Genomic DNA, 18692 nt, shown 5'->3' with positions numbered 1-18692 from the left:
GGAGTGGTAAAAGTGTTAAATATATTACTTACTAGAAGTGCTGAAAGTGACGGAACTCTCTACGGGGAGATTCTTTCTAATGGAAGTGAAAAAAAAATAGAGAAGATAACTTATATTTTGAAGACTGGGGAGATAATAAGGGATATAAGGGCATCACAAGATCCTAAAGAGGTAGTGATCTTTAACTACACAGAAGCGCAGATATATAGGCTAGAGGCTAGAATCTTATATGAAAATGGCGATACGGAAGAAGGAAATTCAAATGTATTAAAGGTAGGAGCCCCAGTTGTTTCCGATGAAAGTAGATTAAAGAGGAGGATTCCTAATCTAAAGGGGAATCTAAAGTTAGGTGACCCAAAGAAGGAGCATAGACTATTGGTCAAGTTCAAAGAGGGGGGGATTGAATACCTGAAAAAAAATCCAGAAACACTGTCCTTTTATGATCTATTAAAGGAGAGGGTTGAGTTTCAAAGAGTTCTTGAGGAGGAGAGTGTAAGAAGGATCAGGGAAAGAAATCACTCTGACCAAGGAGCCTTAAACTTATACAGGGTATCGCCAAAACTTTCAAATCTAGAGCTGCTTAAACTGGCAGAGGAGTTAGAAGAGTCCAACTTTGTAGAGTACTGTTCCCTAGAGAGCGGAGAGGCTATACCAGCAATAGTTAGTGGTATCTCTGGTGTAACGGGAGCAGCTACTACTCCACCTGATTTTCAGCAGAGGCAGGGGTACCTAGATTCCTATCCGGGAGTAAATGCTAAAGCAGCTTGGAGAAAGGGGATTAAAGGGCAGGGAAGCGTTGTAAGGCACCTGGATTTTGGAGTATACAGGCACCATATAGACTTATTGGGGAATATAAATGTGGTAAGCAGCAGGCCGGAGACAGAAGATTGTAACCATGGAACTGCATCCACAGGAATAATTGCCGCCAGGCACAATGGCTACGGAGTAATGGGAATAGCCCAGACCTGCAACTTTAATTTTTATGATACAGGAGACATGCTCAGGATGGAAGCCGATGCAAACCCAGGAGATATTTTAAGCTTTGATATACAGTGGCACATTGGTGGAAAACTCCTTCCCTATGATTACCAAAAAAGTATATGGGACTGCTTCCAGAGGATGACAAAAAGGGGAGTAATAGTCATCTGTGCAGCTGGAAACGGGAGTAACAATCTACACAATTTTCCAGAATATACCCAGTGGGGAGAAAATGGAGGAATGCTCATTGGAGCAGGAGAGAGCTATTCCGGGCATAAAAGACTGGGCTTTAGTAACTACGGTCACCAGGTATATATAAATGCCTGGGGACACAATGTGACAAGTACCGGGTATAAAGATCTATGGGGGAATAATAACGATAACAGTTACACCAGCCGATATAGTGGGACAAGCTCCGCTACCCCTATTTGTGCAGGGGCTTTGGCATTGATACAGTCCTATGCCAAAACAAAACTCAACGTTACTCTTGGACCTGCAAGTATGAGAGAACTCCTTCTAGAGACAGGGATAAAGGGCCCTCACAGTCACGAGATAGGACCAAGACCCGATGTGGGAGCAGCCATTGAAATGCTGGAGGAAAAGTATGGCTTGCCAGGTTCAACTGAAGCGGTTAGTGACAAATTGAAGCTAACGGAGAAATCAGGTGTTTTCACCGTAGAACCTGTCAAACTGAAATTTGAGGGAGCTCTGGATAAAATAACTTACTATTTAAAGAGCTGTACAGGGGTGATAGAGAAGGTCATAACTACTAATACAGAAAGTGTATCTTTTAAGACACCTGCTCAAGATCCAGGGGTATTCTTTGTAGAAGGAGTTATCAGGTCTCTATGCAGCAGCGGTGGCTGAGGAGGTGGTGTAACTCCGGTGGAGTTAACAAAGTACTCAGATATAATTGAAAAGCAGGAAGATAAGTTTGATGTGGAAAAGGAGGAAGCACTTAGACTCATCACAGATCCCAATGTAGTGGTATTAGATGTTAGAACTCCTGAGGAGATCGCCGAGGTGCCATCTCTTGTGGAGGATCCACTAAACATAAACTATTATGATGAGGACTTCGAGAGTAAGATTGAGGAGTTAAACAGGGAAGGTGAGTATTTGGTCGTCTGCAGAAGCGGAAACAGGAGTATGAGAACCTGCTTCATGATGGAGGCAAAGGGGTTTAAGAAGCTGTATAACTTAAAGGACGGTATGGATGGTTGCAACGCCTGAGGGTAGAAGTGGGTCTTAGGTTAAGACCATAAAAACTTAAGGGAGTGATCTGGAACTTAGAATTATCTCAACCCCTTTACACTGAGTCAAGACCGAGTGTGGTAGCATTTGAGTGTAAAGGGGTATTTTTATGCAAAGAAGAGAAAATTCGAAAGAGTTTAAAATAGGAGTTGCAAATAATGTTCACCAAGGTAGTAGCTTCATTAAAATTATATGTTTAAAGTAATTATTAATTAAATGAGACTGCGGGGCAGGCTCATTAAAAAGCAATATTATAGTAAAGTTTTATATAAAGTGGTAAAGTGAAGCTAGTATAGATATATGGCTATTCAAGTGAGAAAGGATAGATGTAGATTTATAGTTAAATTGCAAGTAGAAGGATAAAATGAAAAAAATCTTATTATTGGCAGAAGTTACAGCAGTAGCTCAACTAAGTATGCCAGATGTGATAAGCTACTGAGAAGGCTTATGAGATTGCAGTACAGAAATGACAGTAGAAGTAGCTGTTGGAAGGAATCCATTCCCATGAAATTTGTAAAGGGGGCCCAGGTAATCTTAATGTTATTTCAAAGCTGCTTCCTGGAATTGAGGTAGGGAGGGTTATAGAACTTCTAGATGACAACTTCTGTTCTGGTGCTTCTCTTGCAGGGGATACCTCCTGTATGGATAAACTTACGGAGATGCTCAAGTATCACGTAATGGGTGAGGGAGAGGGGACATTAAGAAGATTAAAATGGGACAAAAAGCTGGTAAGAAAGTACTTACTTTTAGTGAACACACTTGCAGTCGATGTGGGTTTTGTACCTCATCTCTCAATTAAGTAAGGGAGGTAAGAGAGGTATGTTCTTTCCTTGCGCATGGAGACGGCTAAGTGAAAAATTAGCTTCAGAACAGGGAAATTATTGCTAGTAGAAGGAAAAATATCATAAGGTATGTTTGCTGGGGAGTCATTAGATTTATTTCTAAGAGCTCCCTTTTACTTTTCTACCTTTATTTATTCATCTTTTCAGGATAAATTACAACCAGCATTCTAAGTATCTTTTCCCATCCTCTGATCTTTTGAGTCCGTTTTTTCACCATGTTTTTAGAGGCAAGGTAAGGTAATTTCTGAAGAGAGTCATCTATTGGAAAAACAGCCTTAGAACAGCTTACTTTCCTAAATTGACTATTTATACTTTCTATTACATTCGTAGATGGATAATCTTTCTGATCTCTTGTGGGTATTCGAAAAAGTGGCTTAATTCATTCCAGTTGTCATATCAGGATTTAAGCGCAGGAGAGTATTCAGGGTATTCTTTATTCAGTCTTTCTAGTGAATCAAATCCAGATTCAGCGTCGTGCGCTCTGTAAAATTTTTTTAGTTCCTGAGCAAAGAATTTCCTTTCCTTGTAATTAAGAAATCTCAGAGTATTTCTAATTTGGTGGACAATACATCTTTGAATTTTTGTATCAGAATAGATAGCCTTGATAGCTTCCTTGAACCCAGGTAAGCTATCCACAGAAGCAATAAAGATCTCTTCCACGCCTCTGGATTTAAGGGAGTCTATCTCTTTAAGCCAGAATTTAAAGCTTTCATTTGCCGCGACAGTTATACTTAATATATCTTTCTTTACTTACAGATCTATCCCTACAATTATGTATGCAGCTTTGTTAATTACCTTGCCATTAGTTTTAACTTTGAAGTGAATACCGTCTAAAAAAACAAAGGTCTTGATTTCCACGGGTTAGCTTCCTCAATTACTTTATCGGTTATCCTGATTATCTAAAGCTCACGCCATAGATTTCTTCTAAGTGATCATTAATATCTGTGGTGGACATACCACGCCCACACATGGATATTATCTTGTCTTCTATATCCGATATATCACGGGAATATTTAGGAATAACCTGAGGCTCAAAAGTTCCCTTAGGGTCACGTGGAATATCCAGGTCGACTTCTCCTATACAGGCTTTTACCCTCTTATTGTTATAGCCGTTTCTAGAGTTATCTGCTGCATCATTTCTAATAGTCTAGTGCCTCATCCATTTCAGCCTTCAGCATAAGAGAAACCATATCTTTAAACATACCTTTTAGAAGAGACTGCGCGTTAGCAATGTTTTAGATATCATTTTCTTGAAAGATCGTTTTAACCAAAGAATTAATATTTTTAGCTTTTCTACTCATACAAAAAACCTCTTTAATCAATAGATTATATTTCTAATGACTAGGAAGGCCATATTAAGTTTGCACTAAATTCGGGAAACCCTCAAATTCCTTGCTAAATGCCATTGTCTTGATCACATTTAACAGGTTTTTTATGAAAGATTTTTTAGAGTACTATATCTCATTTGATAATATATTATTGCATCTAATTATATTGTTCAAGTTTAAAAAGAATTAATTAAAGTTTCATTAATACATTTAATCAGGTTATGCAAGGAGATAATATTATCTCTAGAGTTTTTATTTAAAAAATAATCTACCCAGCAGTGGGCATTGGAAATTAGTCTTTTACCTTTCAAGGAAAGAAACAGAGAGGATGCGTTTCGAGTCTTCTTATCTATTATTAAATCATAATATTTTAAATTTTTAGTCATCTTATTAATCATAGCTGGAGAGACATATGCCACTTTAGAGAGAGCTAACTGATTCAGTCCTGGATTGTTTTTTATATAAAAAAGTAGGAGAAATTCAGAGTAGCTTAATGTTTGGATACCATTCTTCTGTAAAAAAACCTCAATTTTCTTTTCAAGAGTTCTTCTGGAATTTTTTAGAGTTATAAGATCAAATAAAGGTGTCATAAAAAATAACCTCTATTTTACTAATAATGATTGAATAGTCATTAATTATAGAATTAAGATTTATATTCTTTTGAGTGAGTAAATGACTATTTAACAAAGTTTTGGTCATATAGTCGCGATATTCAGAAAGTATTTTAAAGGACTCATCTTTTAGAGATAAGGAGTATTCTAAAGGAGAGGAGTTAACGATCCTTTTTTTTACTAACTTTCTATCTTCTAAAGAGCTTATCGAACTGCTGATTTGTGAAATTGTGAAACCTAGTATATTGGATAATTGGTATAAGTTTATATTACTGTTATAAAAGAGAGTTTGTAGAATTAATAGTTCTAAGTGATTAACTTTAGAAAGATGTGTTTTATTAAAAAAATTTTTCAATGAAGTGTTTAATAAAAAACTCCCTTTTTGAAGTTCACAGGCGAGATTAAAAAAATGGTTGTTCATATTATAGCTCCTTAATCATATTGTTTATAAGTTTTAATTCAACTTTAATGTTAAAGTGAAATTTGTTATTAAGTCATTAAAAAATAAATTAAAATCCCCTAAAAAACATAGCATATATTTTAGTAACTGTGATTTTATCTCATTTGAGAGTATAAGTCAAGAACACCTTCGATATAATAAATAATAACTAATGAGAAAATTTATAATTTTAAACTGGTATATAAGATGAATCTTAAAATAACTAACTTTAAAAAAAAATTTTTCGTTTAATTTTTTATTTTTTAAGCTTTTTAAATTTAAATGGTATACGGCGAGGAGCATGGTTTACGAAACGTAAGGGTATTTAAAAAGAAGTTCTTACAGCCTGTATTAGAAGGAGATAAAAGATTTTTTGATAAGTTTAGATGAAACTTTTTAAATTTTGGAGATAGAAAAGAACAGGACAGAAGGCTATGGGATTAGAGCTTCACCTGAAAGGAGAAGAGGCATTTTTATAAGGAGTAAGGATATTGGAAATACTTTCGAAGACTTATTAGGCAGGATGAGATTTTAGCAGATTAAATGTGAAAGTTAAAACAGAAATAAGGCTTCTAAAGTAATTTTTATTACACCTGGAGGCCAAGGAGGTTATAGACGGTAGGTAGTAGTCATTTATACTGGGGATAATTTATCTGGGGGATAGTCGGTATGGTCTAAGGGATAGAGGAAGTGCTTAAGTATGAATTATATTGTTCCACTTCTATATGGAGATTTTAATATAAACAACGCATATGTAGATGAAAGTTTTGATATAGGCAACGTTAGGTGGAGGAGAGATATAGGAAATGTCTTTATCAATGTAGAAACCGAAAGTTTAAAGAAATTAGCACTCGTCTCTCTAATTGTAATTTTTTAGCAGGAGCTGAAGGAGGAGCCCAACATGCTGATAAGAGATTAGGATTTTCTAACTTTACTATTTCCTCAGCACTCTTAAATTAAGTTAGAATGGATTTTAAATAAGAATAGCTTTAATAGAGGGATTAATCTGAGAAATAGCAAAAGAAATAAAATCTCAACAAGCTATTGCTAAAATTGATTAAATGATCAAAGAGCTAAATTTTTTTTATTTTAGCTCTCTAGTTAGTGTGGTGAGTAGATTTTTAATTAAAGAAGGAGGAAAAATGTACAAATATTATGTCATAACTGAAAAAGTCAATGGATTGAAAGGCGTATTATTACGAGAGGGTTACTCTTTAAAAAGTTTAAAAAGCTATAAGAAAACAGGAAAAGAAATTAATGATTTGTTTTATGAAGACTCATGTTCTGAAATTAGAGCTTTTCGACAATTAAGCTCCATAAAGCCTTATTATTTCCATCAGATAGAAGTTAATGAATTGAGAGGAGTAAAAAAAAAATTACCCGATTTTTAAATAGAAATAATGAAGGAATTATGTTAAGAGTAAGGGAGAAATAGTCAGTGATTTATATATTTTTATTAGGAAAGATAGAGTCTCTTAAGAGAGTTTTATCTGTTGCTTGGTTTTTATAAAAAGATAGTTAAATATTTAAGAAAATACGGAGGTTATTTATATGAAGAAAACTATAGTATTAATGTTATTTTTATCAGTGCTATCATTCGGCTCTAGATCCTTTGAGGTCATTGAAGATATTCTTGAGGCAAGGTTTGATTTTGAATATTCCATTATTAGTGACTCAAGGTATGATGTTCGTGGTCTAGATTATGATTTGACCATTTCTTACGGTAGTGCTTATATGGAAATAGAAATCGACTCAATGTTTGGAGGTTCTACCTGGAAAAAACTAAGCCCCTCTGTAATTGAAGAGTTTATAAGTACACTTGTAGACATAATTAGAAAAGAAGTTAATAACCCTGATTTAAGAGTTATTGTTTATGTAAAATCAGATAGAGAATTAGGTAACGATCAAATACTGTTTAATAAAACTTACTGATAATGTAAATAATTTTGTGTATTTAAGAATTCCTCTCTTGATTACTCAATGATACTAATATATCAATTAAGATATCTGGATTACTAAAGGAATCTATTAGAAATTTTTTCAGAGAAGAAAACTTTAAATCCATTAAAAATATTGAAAATGGGGTTTTTGGGTCTTTCCTAAATTACGTGTAAATTAGATTTCTAGCCGTTAATGGGAGCTTCAGCTGAAGCTCCTTTTAAATTAAATGTTTATCCATCTTTTCAGGAGAAATTACTACTAGCATCCTAAGTATCTTCTCCCATCCTCTGATCTTTTGAGTCCACTTATTCAGCATGTTTTTAGAAGGCAGATAAAGAACCTCCTGAAGAGAGTCATCTGTTGTAAACACTGCCTTAGAGCGGCTCACCTTCCTGAATTGGCGGTTTATTCGTGGTATAGATGGTCTTTCTAATCTCCTGAGGATACTCGAAAAAGTGGGTTAATTCATTCCGGTTATTATACCAGGCTTTAAGCGCCGGAGAGTATTCAGGGTATTACCTTATTTAGCCTTTCTAGCGAATCAAAGCCATATTCAGCGTCATGCGCTCTGTAAACATCTAGCTTCTGAGCAAAGATCTTCCTTTCCTTGCTAAGGAACCCTAGAGTGTTTCTGATTTATCTCTGTACCTTTGTATCGGGATAGATAGCTTAAATCCAGGTAAACCATCCACAGAAGCAATAAAGGTCTCTTCCACACTTCTGAAGCTAAGGGAATCTATCTCTTTAAGCCATAACTTCCTCCAACTAGATGTCTTTTAGTACTAATTATACCTCCAAAAATTGCTAAGAGTTAGAGCTCTGCTGTTTGAATTCTTAACCCATTATAAATTCAACTAATTTTCTAGAGAATCTACTTTTTGATAAGTCATAGTTAAAATGTGGAGAATCACTAAAAAAGTTTAAAGTCTTTTAAAAGTTTCCATTGAAATGGATTCTTGCCACAATTGCAGCTGTAATAACTTCAGCATCTTTCATTTTAGTTTGAGAGCTTTCTTCATTACAAATTAATTCAAGTATAGATGATACAAATTCAAGTATTTAAAAGATTTGTTTTTTCATATTTTATGCCTGTTTCTTAAGTGTTATTTAAGCATATTTTATAAAAAAATTATTAAGGTAGCAACTTAAAATATATATTAATTCGCGCAAGAATCCAAGCTATCTAAGGGTCAATAAGCATAGAAAAGTTTAGGGTTCAACGATATTTTTTAATGTTTTTCTGTGAATGCATTAATGTTAAGAAGAAAAGTGTTGACTGTGTTCCGGGAACACAGAGTATAGTTAATTAGATATGTAAATAGCATAAGAAAATTATTACTGGTAAGGAGGAAAAAAGATGGCTGACAAAGTGAAAGAATTTTTAAGAGGAGGAGTGGCAGAGGACCCCAACGTGGATCCAAGTACGGGTAAGATTAATTTAAATATACCCTTCTTCGAGCTCAGCGGAGTGAGTCCAAAAGTTAATATTGGAATTGGTTACAGTTACTCTATGAATACAAAATCTGAGGTCAGAAAGAATGTTATGGAATGGGAATCAGGGTTACTGGGAGTTGGATGGAACATCAACCTTGGTGGAAGGATACTGAGAATGACTCCTATGTTGGATGCTACAAAGGAGAAATACTTGTTTTTCTACGGTGGATCTTTTACGGAGCTTATTTATGCGGAAGAAAACAGGTTAAAGGGAAGAAGATATAAATCCAGAGAGATGGACAATTGGTTATTTTATCATAAAGTAACTGATGAGGGCTCTTCATATTGGGAAATTATTGACGATTCTGGAATCAGCTATTTTTTCGGTTACAGTGAAACAGATGATGAGAATGACTCAGAATGCTATGATAACGTGGAAAGAAAATTGATTGAAGTCAATTGTGAAATAGGAGGTGGGCATGATAAGAACTTTTATAGAGAGGGAACAGTAGAATATGGTGTGTATAGAAAAGAGAAAACAAGATATTATCCATGGATGTCTAAAAAAACCGCAGGGTCCGAGGTTTTAGAGAATGTCTGGAATCTTTCATCTATAAGGGATAATTATAATAATGCAACGAAGTTTTACTATATAAATGATTGTCAGAAAATAGGAGAAGGAGAAGAGTGGTATACAGTACAAAGTTATCTATATAAAATTAAAAACTCCAATGGAGATTACATTGATATTGAATATGGAAGAAAACAAGAAAAGGAAATACATATTGAAGATTTGTCAGCACATAAACCTAATGGAAGACAGGAGAAGATTAGTAAACTATATATTAATTTAATCGGACTTCTGACACCTCAAAACAGAAGAACTAAAGAAATCGAATACAGTACATTAGACTCCGAGGAAAACCAGGGTGTTTATAATACTAAAAGATATATTAAGTCTATAAGAAATGTTATAAATAATAATTATCAAGATGAGCCGAGTTTTGAGTTTGGATACTATCCTTCTCAGGATGAGGATGTACCACTCGCCTTAAAAAAAATAACATATCCTACAGGAATTTCTGTAGAATATGAATATGGAAATAAGGAGTTTAAGAATATTTCATTAGAACACACTTCTAATTTATCTGGATTGAGTGATATAAAGTATATGATATTACCAAAGTATACCCTAATAAGTGGAAAAAATAAATCAGGAGATAGTGTTTTAAGGATTCACTGGTGGAGTACCCTAGGTTGGAAAGAGGTAGAGGTAGAGGTGCGAGAAGGGACACACGACTACTTAGGACAATACAACTTAGCTGCAGGTGAAGACGAGTTTATTTTTGAGGGTCGGAATGGTGTATCCAGAATTTTTTCTTTAGAAGAAGATTCTTTGACGTGGAAAGAAAACCTACTGGACGCAGACGAGTATAAGTCTAGGAAGATTTTTACGATGAATAAAGATTATATAGCTTGCTTCGGTCAGATTGATCAAGATTACAACCTAGTAATCTATAAAAAGAATCATTTGAAAGATAGCTGGGAGTGCCATAATAATTTGAAGATAGGGAAAGAGAAGTTCCCTGAATATACTGAATACCTTGAAATTGAGTCTCCGGAGCATGCTAAAAATAACTATAAGGATCGTAGAGCTTGGGCGATAGCCTTAAATGGGGATAAGGTGATGATAGCTAAATATCACGCTGAGCAAAAAAAGCCTTGTAAGGAGGCGTATGATATAGAACTTCAAGGATATTTAACACTTGTAGGAGTTCAGTTTTCACTGGAAGAGATTAAACTACTTGAGGCGGTGACACACGCTACTCCAAGCATCACAAGTTTCGCTACTTTTGGAGATATACTTGCTTTTAATACATCAGTGGGGATGAACCAAAATCAGATCTTATCTGACAAAATGGAATATAGCCTTTCTTTCAGAGACTCAATTATAGAGTTCCGATATTTAGCAATTCCGTATTTAGCTGCACGAGGTTGGGACAGTGGTAATAATACGCGGGCAGAAGTAGAAACTGGTAATGCACCTTTTTCACTTTATTATACCTATGATCCTGATACACTAAAAACTGAAGAACATGAAGTTAATTCACTTTTTGAACGATATACTGAAGTGGATTGGAAGCATGCTTTTGGTTCTAATGACAGAAACTATAAATTTAAAATCAGCCTCAATAGATCGTTTGTTTGCACGGAGAATCTCTTACTTGTTTCAGATACATTTGGATGGGCAGAATGCCCTACTAACATGCCGAATCAATATGTCATATACGACAATGGCCATGGAGATATACTTCCAAGTATAGAAACCAGTGTAGTGGGATATAGATATGAGGACGGTGAGTGGAACAAGCTAGACAGCTCTGACTCTCTTTTATTCTATGAAAACCAAAACAAGGGATTTGTTAATTTTACATTCTTTGACGAAGATGTCATTGGCAGAACTAATAATATAGATGTGCTTAACAATATAGAGAATATTACCAGGAACGATCTTGCATTTATGGTTTATGATATCTCTAATAATACTTATAGATTGAGCTTATTAAATAGCAATTTGCCGCAGCACGATAAAACTCTAACTCCTGAAGAACAAGAAGCTATAAAACTTTCCGAAATAGAGAACGGAATAATCAGAGGATTGGCCACACTAATAAATATAGGTTTTTTAGTGCTTAATCCAGAGGCAATTTTTGGGATTTTAGCTTTTCAAATGGCAATAATGGGGGTCAATAAAGGTATAGAAGCCGCATTTAACACTGCAATCATAGCCCAGTTAAATGCGGCAATGAATAAAGCCATTCTCCAATATGGTGGTAATGAAAGCATGGGGAGATATATAGTGAATGGAAATGCTATGTTGTATAGGCAGACTGAGGATACGTTTTCAACATTAGTTGGAAATTTGACGGAAGAAATCACAGGAAAGATGATTGGATCATATGGAAACGATGTTGAAGGTCCGGTAATTCCATTTCTAATGAAGGACGGAGATAAAATTACTTTATATGCCAGAGAATTACATGGTAAAACCGTTGGAAAAGTAAAAGAGGTATATTCAACAAAAGAGTATAGTGATAATGCTATAGTAGTTGATTCAAATGGTTTTGTATTGATGTATGATAATGAGGATAAAGGTATACCTAAAAGCTATAAACTGTTCAAAAAAATGTATGACAGGATAAGTGGAGATTTTAGTGATATTTATGTATCCAAATCCACAATGAAGACAGGTGAGGTTATAAATGGCGAGGAAAGGATATTTGAATCATCCTATGAATATGAGCACATTGGCAACATAGCTGTTCTAAGTAAAGATGGAGCCATTTATGACACAACAAGGATTAATCTTGGGGATGAAAAAACAGTTGAATATACATATATTACAGAAAATACGGATCTAAGCGATGATGTGGTTAGATATCCAAGCTTAAAATAGAGAGAAGGAGGGGTTATGAGAGTTAGTGTTACAGGTGATAAAAAGATAGCCTATTTAAAGGGGGCTCTTTTAAGTAGGCGTATTGTTAATAAGAGGAAAGAAGAATTACTTAAAGAAAGTAATGCTTATGATTTATATCATATAGCAGAGGCGGACAGATATGTAAGACGGCTGGGGATAAGTGAAAGTAGTGAATCTAAGTCAGAAGCAAAGTCAAGTACAGAGTATGAATACAATAAAAGATACCAATTGGCTAAGAAAACAAACTTCTTATCTGAATATGATGGCAATGACTTAAAAAGAATAAAGGTAGAGCAATCTATGAATTACCTGTGGGAAAATGACGGTATAGCTGCTTCTAAGAATAAGCTGTCTCAGATAGAGAGAGAAGCAGTAAAAGAGTTTGACAGCACAGGAAAGGATCTGAGAAAGTCGGTTAAAAGATATAGATATGATGACAACAAGAATTTAAAGTGGGTAGAGGAGCCAAGGTTTCACGAAGAGGATAACAAGTGGTATAGGACTTGGGAAGCAGTAGGGCGTAATAAGGAAGGACTGGTGACCGCTTCTAAAAGTAGTGTTTTGACTGATGGAACTGGTCATTCTTTGGAAACTGGAAGCTTTGTAATCTATAGTGCTGGAAAAAATTATCCGATTGCAGAGTTCTCAAATTTACCTATATTGAGAGGGTGCCAAGCACATGTATCTTATATAGGGTTTGCAGATTATGAAGAATCAAAAAATCTATCTTCACTGAAGGATATGGGGTGGATCCTAAGTGTGAATGATTTTAAGGTTCTCTCGAGTGGAGGAGGGAAGAGTCGTAACAATGTTTTGTTAGCTATGAAAGAAACAGAGATAAGAGTGGGGAAGGACACAGTATCTGTTGATTCTTTTGTGGGTGGGTTTGTTAATCCCGGTAGAGGAGAGATTAGAGTTGAGGTTGATGGCGAGGCTGTACTAAAAGTAAGTGGCGAGAGGTGGCAGTATATAGAGGTTCCTGTTCAGTCCGGTAAAGGCCTTTGCTTAAGTTTGCCGGAAGGAGCTATTGTTGACATGCTTTGGTGTAAGCCAGAGGGAACAGCTATTGAGATAAATACCTACACAAATGACCAGAAACAGCAAACATATAAAATAAACAATAATGTAGGAACAAGGTTTTATTACAATAATGCAACAGGGCTTTTAAGGACAACGTATCAAGAAGATCTCCACAGCGGTGAAACAATGGAAGCTTCGATTGCTTTAGGGGGATATGGCCGATTTGGCAACAAGATGTATATTGCCAAAGGGGAGGAGATTAAAGCTCCCACAAATGAAAACTATCTGTTTTCCCTTCAGAGTTTAGGAGAGAAAATTCTAAACTTGGATAGTTTAAATGAGATGCCTCCTATAGATGGAGGAGTATTCTGGGAGGGGGAGTGTGAAGAAGAGCACTTTCATAATGAAATATCCGTAGAGATTAGCTCCAATAATTTAGGAAAGATAGGGAAGATCACTTATCAACCCACCTCAAAAGAGGAGAGTGGAGCCCAAAGAGGAAAATATATTTTTGAGCAACCAGGTGAAACGGATAAAATAATAGTTGAAGATGCCTTATTTTACAAACAGTGGAATGTAGTTTTGAGTAGCGGAACACTTCTTTTCTTTGCAGGAGGGAAGCTGCTTTTAGCCGAGGTGTTTTCTAAAGAAGTTGTAGGGCCATACAGCCTAAGTGCAAATAAAAGTTTTAACAATAATATTATATTTGATTCGCCAAATATAATGGTTGATATCTCCAATGGAGCAGGGGATACAATACAGAAGCAGGGAATAGTATCGATAGACGGTAAGCCTCACTTAAGAGCAGAACAGATAATTTATAATGGCTCCGGGGATGTTATTTTAAAGAGTAAGAGGATATCTCTGACCCATCAAGATGTCAAGTTCTTGGAATATATTCCTGACTTGGTAGAATTAGATTGGAACAATGAACTAAGAATAGGGGGAAGAGTGGAGGAGTATTATATGGATATGAAGCTTTCCACTGCTCCAGCTGCATATCTTAAGCTTGAAAGGGATGGAGTGGGAAGGGTTACTAAAGAGACAAAAGATATTACGGATCTTGGCTTAGTTGCTGGTGAGGGGGAGAGGCAAACACTAGTATCTACCTCCTATAACTCTACTTCCGATTCCTTAGGTAGAGACTACAATAAAGAATATTACAAATCTAAAAAAAGAGAAATGAAGTATGACATTAAAAGGAACAGTGAAACCAATTTTAAGATGGTTACAGAGGATATTGGAACAGATCTTCAAGGCCGTGAGTTTTATCGGAGCCTAAAAGGTCCAACAGAAGAAGTTACTAAAAAAATTGCTCATGAGCGTGGAAAAGGAGCGGAAAGGATAACCCATGAAATTGTCGAAGGATGCGAAGAATCAAGAGAAATAAGCACAACGGTTTTACCAGACGTTTATGACAGAGTGATAATGCGAAGTGAGCCTGACATAGTTGGTGGTGTCATAACAGTAAGGGATAGCCTTGGAAGAAAAAGGTTTGTAAATGATGTGTTGGACGGGGAAGGCAATAGATCTCCTCACTGGAGATATTTTCTATATGATAGGATCGGAAGGCTGAAGGAGGAGGGAACAGTATCTGGATTAGAAGCTTTAGATAGTATAGAAAAGCTTGTGGAGGCTGCAGATAATATCGAGTTCCCTGAAGACGGCAAGAATACAACCATTTCCTATTTTTATGGAATTGAGGGAATGCTTGAAACTAACAGCGATATGGAGCAGCTAAAAAATTTAGATGGAAACCTCACTAAGGTAGTAACCTTTACAGGGGTTAAAGAGGTCACAACACACTACAGTTATGATGGATTTGGAAGGATTACAGGAATAGGAACAAAGCTAAATGATGAAAAGATGGAAGTTGTTTCTTACGAATACAATGGAATAAATAAACCAACGAAGGTCAGCCATCCAAAGGCAGAGATACTATATAAATATGATACCTTAGGAAGAATGGAGAGTGTGACCGTAAACGGAGTAGTGGTTGCGAGTGACTATATATACGATTTGTATGACAGGGTCGTGGAAAAGAGGATGTCAGAAATCATCGAAAGGCGTAGATACAATTTGAATGATAGTTTGGAGCATGTAAGGTATTTTACGAAAGAGGATTCTGCTGATAATTTACTGTATAGCGAGAGTTTAGATTATGATGGGGATGAGTATAACCAAGGTTATATAACTGGAATAGAAGAGAGGACTAATAGTAAGAGGACAACTAAGAAGTATGCCTACGACTACAGGGGCAGACTAATAAGTTCAGAATCCAAAGATGAGGACTCAGGAATAACTGATTCCATTACATATTCCTACGATCTATATGGTAACATGCTAGAAAAAAAGAAAAATGAAGAATCAACAAGTTATTTACATGAGAATTCCAATAATCAGTTAACGGTGTATTGGTCAGACGATAGAGAACCAAATTACATTTCTTACAATGATATGGGTGATACTGTTAGCAAAACCTTCTACAGTAGTGAAGCAGGGGCTTGGAAAAAGAAAACTTATAGATATGAGGAAGGGACGAGAAGACTAAAAGAAGTTGTTTTAGAAGATGAAAAGCCAGAAACAATTCATGGTTCAATGAGTTGCAAAGTTACATATGTGTATGATCATTTAGGAAGAAGAGTGTCGAAAACTCATAAAGATGTTCCAAGGAATCCAGATGATATTACAGGAAGTCGAATATATAGTGCCAGACAATTTTGCAATATGAATCCGTATGGGAACTACGAATTGGTGTGCGATATAGATATGAATGAGATTACATCTGACCCAAGTGCAGGCAACTATCCTAAGACGGATGTAATTTTCAAGGGAACCCTAGATGGGGGGGGGTATACTGTCAAAAACTTGAGACTTGATGGAACTTCACTTTTTGCTGAAATGAAAGGAGGTGCAAAAGTAAGGAATTTGAAGTTTGAAAATGTAAAATTTTTAGATAAGTCGGATAGTTACCTCATCGCATCAAAAATGTACGCAGGAACATTAATAGATAACGTTTTAGTTGACGGTCTTTCGAGTGGGCATGGATCTACAAGTGCAACCTTTATTCGCCGGACAATCTCAGAATCGGGAGTTGAACCACCAACAATTAAGAATTGTGAAATTAGAAATGCAGAGTTTGGTTGTAATTTATATGCTATAGCGCACTCATTTAGGGGAAAGCTTTTAAATTGTGTAATTGAGGGAATTACTGGTAGTCATTATAGATATATGCCTTTCCTTTTTAGCATTATATATGATGAAGCAGATATTGAAAACTGTGTAGTGGCATTAGGGAATCGTATAGGGGAGGATATTCGTATTATATCTATCGGGACCAATCCAACTATAAGAAATTGTTATATTGATCAAGAACGGTATGCGAGTTCTTATAGCGTTTTTCCATTTTTAAAGGAGAGCACGAGAACTTTACAAGATCCTCAATTTTATAGGAGCATTAACTGGGATCAGAATCTCTGGGATATGAAGGACGGAGAGTATCCGACTTTACGGACTTTTAAAGGGGAGTGTCCACAGAAGCCCCTGTAAGTTAGAGGCTGATTTCAGTGAAATCTTCACTAGTTGTTTTGGTTGTGTCTTTATATATTAAGAAGAGATTGTAAAGGATATTTATTGGAGAGTATAGTGAATTAAGATAAGAAAGGGTCAGAGGCTTCAGCATTACTTGCTGAAGCCTCTACTTTAGACTTGAAGGGAGTGCTAATAATAGAGGACCTTTGCTTTATTACTTTATTCTTCCTTAGATAGCTTGGACTCTTACGTGAATTAATATCTAATAGGTTTACCTTAATATTAAGAGGGAAAGAGAAAACTAAAAAAGATATTCAATGGAAGGAGAGGAAGGAGGTATAAAATGAAATATATTTATGGTTTACAGCACCTACCATTTGTGGAGCTAGATGAAGATGGAGACCTTAGAGTAAACATATTCGATGGTAGCGGGATGATAGGAGTAGTGGAGAAGAATAGGGTCAACTACCTGCTGAAGGACCACCTGGGGTCAACGAGGGTTGTAGCAGATGAGAGTGGAGTAAAGAGAGGAGAGCTCAACTACTCCGACTTTGGAGAGACAACAGTATCGGGAAATGTAGGGGATATAAGGTACAGGTACACGGGACAGGAGTGGGATGAGGAGGCAGGGGAGTACAACTACCTGGCAAGGGAGTATGACCCTGCAACGGGAAGGTTTAACAGCCCTGACCCAGCAAGGGAGGGATTCAGTCCCTATGTGTATGCAGGGAATAATCCTATTAATTTTATTGATCCCGATGGGGAGGAGTCAATCAAATATACTTTGACTTTAGGTTCTACTTTGAGTTGGCCGCTTCGAAAAACAAGTGAAGTGTTAGACATGCTTCCCGGAGGACAAGATAAGCTTTATAGATTAGCAAAAAATGTCTCTCGTCCTGGAGGTAATAAGATTTTTCATGAATTAAAGGATGGTTTATTGATGGAAAAAAATTCGGAAAATGTTCCTCTGGAAGGGACGTACTATTTTGCTATGAATGGTAACAACAAGATAGCTCTCATGAAGAAGGGAGGGAAGTTTAGTACAAAGTATGAGGAACGTTATTTTTTATTAGATGGGGAGAGAATGATAAATCCTTCACTAGTAGGAAAAATGAATATCAAAAGTGGACTAATTAAAGCAATAAAGGTAAAGTCTAGTGTTCATGCAATAAATTCAGAAAGAGACATGAAAGTAAGAGTTGGTCAAATGCTGAGATCTATTTATAAGATAGAAGGAAACAAGACTTCTCATCTTCCAGATACGCTACTAACCCAAGAAATTAAAACTAGAATAGATATAAACGCTCCGGAAATTTCTAGGCATGCAGAAAGCCGAGAAGTTGTTGAGTTAGAAGGGGCTCATGTGCCGTTTGTAGACTTTGAATCTATAAGGTGGTAGAAGAGTTAGTAAGTTTTATATATGGGAAATAGACACATTCCTGAACTCTGATGAAAAGGAGGTCGTATACACGGATTTTGTGCTATATGTGTACTGTTTGATTTGAGAATAAATTTTAAAATGATTGAATTTATTGGTACAAGGAGGGAAAATGAGATATCTTCATGGATTGGGACGACTGCCATTGGCAGAGATAGATCAAGATGGAGACCTTAGAGTAAATATATTTGATGGTAGCGGAATGATAGGAGTAGTGGAGAAGAATAGGGTCAACTACCTGCTGAAGGACCACCTGGGGTCAACGAGGGTTGTAGCAGATGAGAGTGGAGTAAAGAGAGGGGAATTTAATTACTCCGACTTTGGAGAGACAGCAGTATCGGGAAATGTAGGGGATATAAGGTACAGGTACACGGGACAGGAGTGGGATGAGGAAGCAGGGG

The 18692-nt window shown here is 36.1% G+C and carries 12 protein-coding genes; 9 read left to right on the top strand and 3 right to left on the bottom strand.

The features are described 5' to 3' along the window. The first annotated feature begins 12 nt into the window (after window positions 1-12). The 3 genes from QMG11_RS14615 (at window position 13) to QMG11_RS14605 (ending at window position 3032) form a co-directional block, all read left to right on the top strand. Window positions 13-1845 carry a S8 family serine peptidase gene (locus QMG11_RS14615; RefSeq protein WP_281836979.1) on the top strand — a complete coding sequence of 611 codons (1833 nt, stop codon included), beginning with the start codon at window positions 13-15 and terminating at the stop codon, window positions 1843-1845. 18 nt (window positions 1846-1863) lie between these two features. Further along, window positions 1864-2208 (top strand): rhodanese-like domain-containing protein, encoded by a 345-nt coding sequence (locus tag QMG11_RS14610; protein ID WP_281836977.1) that lies wholly within the window; start codon window positions 1864-1866, stop codon window positions 2206-2208. Between the two features lie 506 nt (window positions 2209-2714). Next, a complete protein-coding gene (locus QMG11_RS14605) occupies window positions 2715-3032 on the top strand; it encodes a TSCPD domain-containing protein (protein WP_281836976.1) in 318 nt (105 codons plus the stop codon). Between the two features lie 166 nt (window positions 3033-3198). Here QMG11_RS14605 and QMG11_RS20075 read toward each other — a convergent pair whose 3' ends face one another. The 3 genes from QMG11_RS20075 to QMG11_RS20065 form a co-directional block, all read right to left on the bottom strand. Then, complete coding sequence (locus QMG11_RS20075; protein WP_373877239.1) at window positions 3199-3432, bottom strand: transposase; 234 nt, start codon at window positions 3430-3432, stop codon at window positions 3199-3201. Window positions 3433-3467: 35 nt separating this feature from the next. Beyond that, window positions 3468-3809, bottom strand: coding sequence for a transposase (locus QMG11_RS20070; protein ID WP_373877238.1), 342 nt, complete (start codon window positions 3807-3809; stop codon window positions 3468-3470). Window positions 3810-3966: 157 nt separating this feature from the next. Continuing rightward, window positions 3967-4215: a transposase gene (locus QMG11_RS20065; RefSeq protein ID WP_373877237.1), complete on the bottom strand. Its 249-nt coding sequence runs from the start codon at window positions 4213-4215 to the stop codon at window positions 3967-3969. 2376 nt (window positions 4216-6591) lie between these two features. Here QMG11_RS20065 and QMG11_RS14600 point away from each other — a divergent pair. The 6 genes from QMG11_RS14600 to QMG11_RS14575 all read left to right on the top strand — a co-directional run. Further along, window positions 6592-6840, top strand: a complete 249-nt coding sequence (locus QMG11_RS14600) for a hypothetical protein (protein WP_281836974.1) — start codon at window positions 6592-6594, stop codon at window positions 6838-6840. A gap of 160 nt (window positions 6841-7000) precedes the next feature. After that, entirely contained in the window at window positions 7001-7381 is a 381-nt protein-coding gene (locus tag QMG11_RS14595) for a hypothetical protein (RefSeq protein ID WP_281836972.1), read from the top strand. A 1366-nt stretch (window positions 7382-8747) separates the two neighbouring features. After that, window positions 8748-12281 carry a hypothetical protein gene (locus QMG11_RS14590; protein WP_281836970.1) on the top strand — a complete coding sequence of 1178 codons (3534 nt, stop codon included), beginning with the start codon at window positions 8748-8750 and terminating at the stop codon, window positions 12279-12281. Window positions 12282-12296: 15 nt separating this feature from the next. Continuing rightward, window positions 12297-16871 (top strand): ZmpA/ZmpB/ZmpC family metallo-endopeptidase-related protein, encoded by a 4575-nt coding sequence (locus tag QMG11_RS14585; protein WP_281836968.1) that lies wholly within the window; start codon window positions 12297-12299, stop codon window positions 16869-16871. Between the two features lie 325 nt (window positions 16872-17196). Beyond that, the gene (locus tag QMG11_RS14580; RefSeq protein WP_281836966.1) at window positions 17197-18252 is read left to right on the top strand and encodes an RHS repeat domain-containing protein; all 1056 of its coding nucleotides are present in this window, start codon (window positions 17197-17199) and stop codon (window positions 18250-18252) included. 151 nt (window positions 18253-18403) lie between these two features. Then, window positions 18404-18692, top strand: a 289-nt coding sequence (locus QMG11_RS14575; RefSeq protein WP_281836964.1) for a hypothetical protein, incomplete at its 3' end; no start/stop codon positions are given.

Source organism: Propionigenium maris DSM 9537, assembly GCF_027925155.1.
Classification (GTDB): domain Bacteria; phylum Fusobacteriota; class Fusobacteriia; order Fusobacteriales; family Fusobacteriaceae; genus Propionigenium; species Propionigenium maris.
This window is presented reverse-complemented; position numbering and strand designations above follow the sequence as displayed.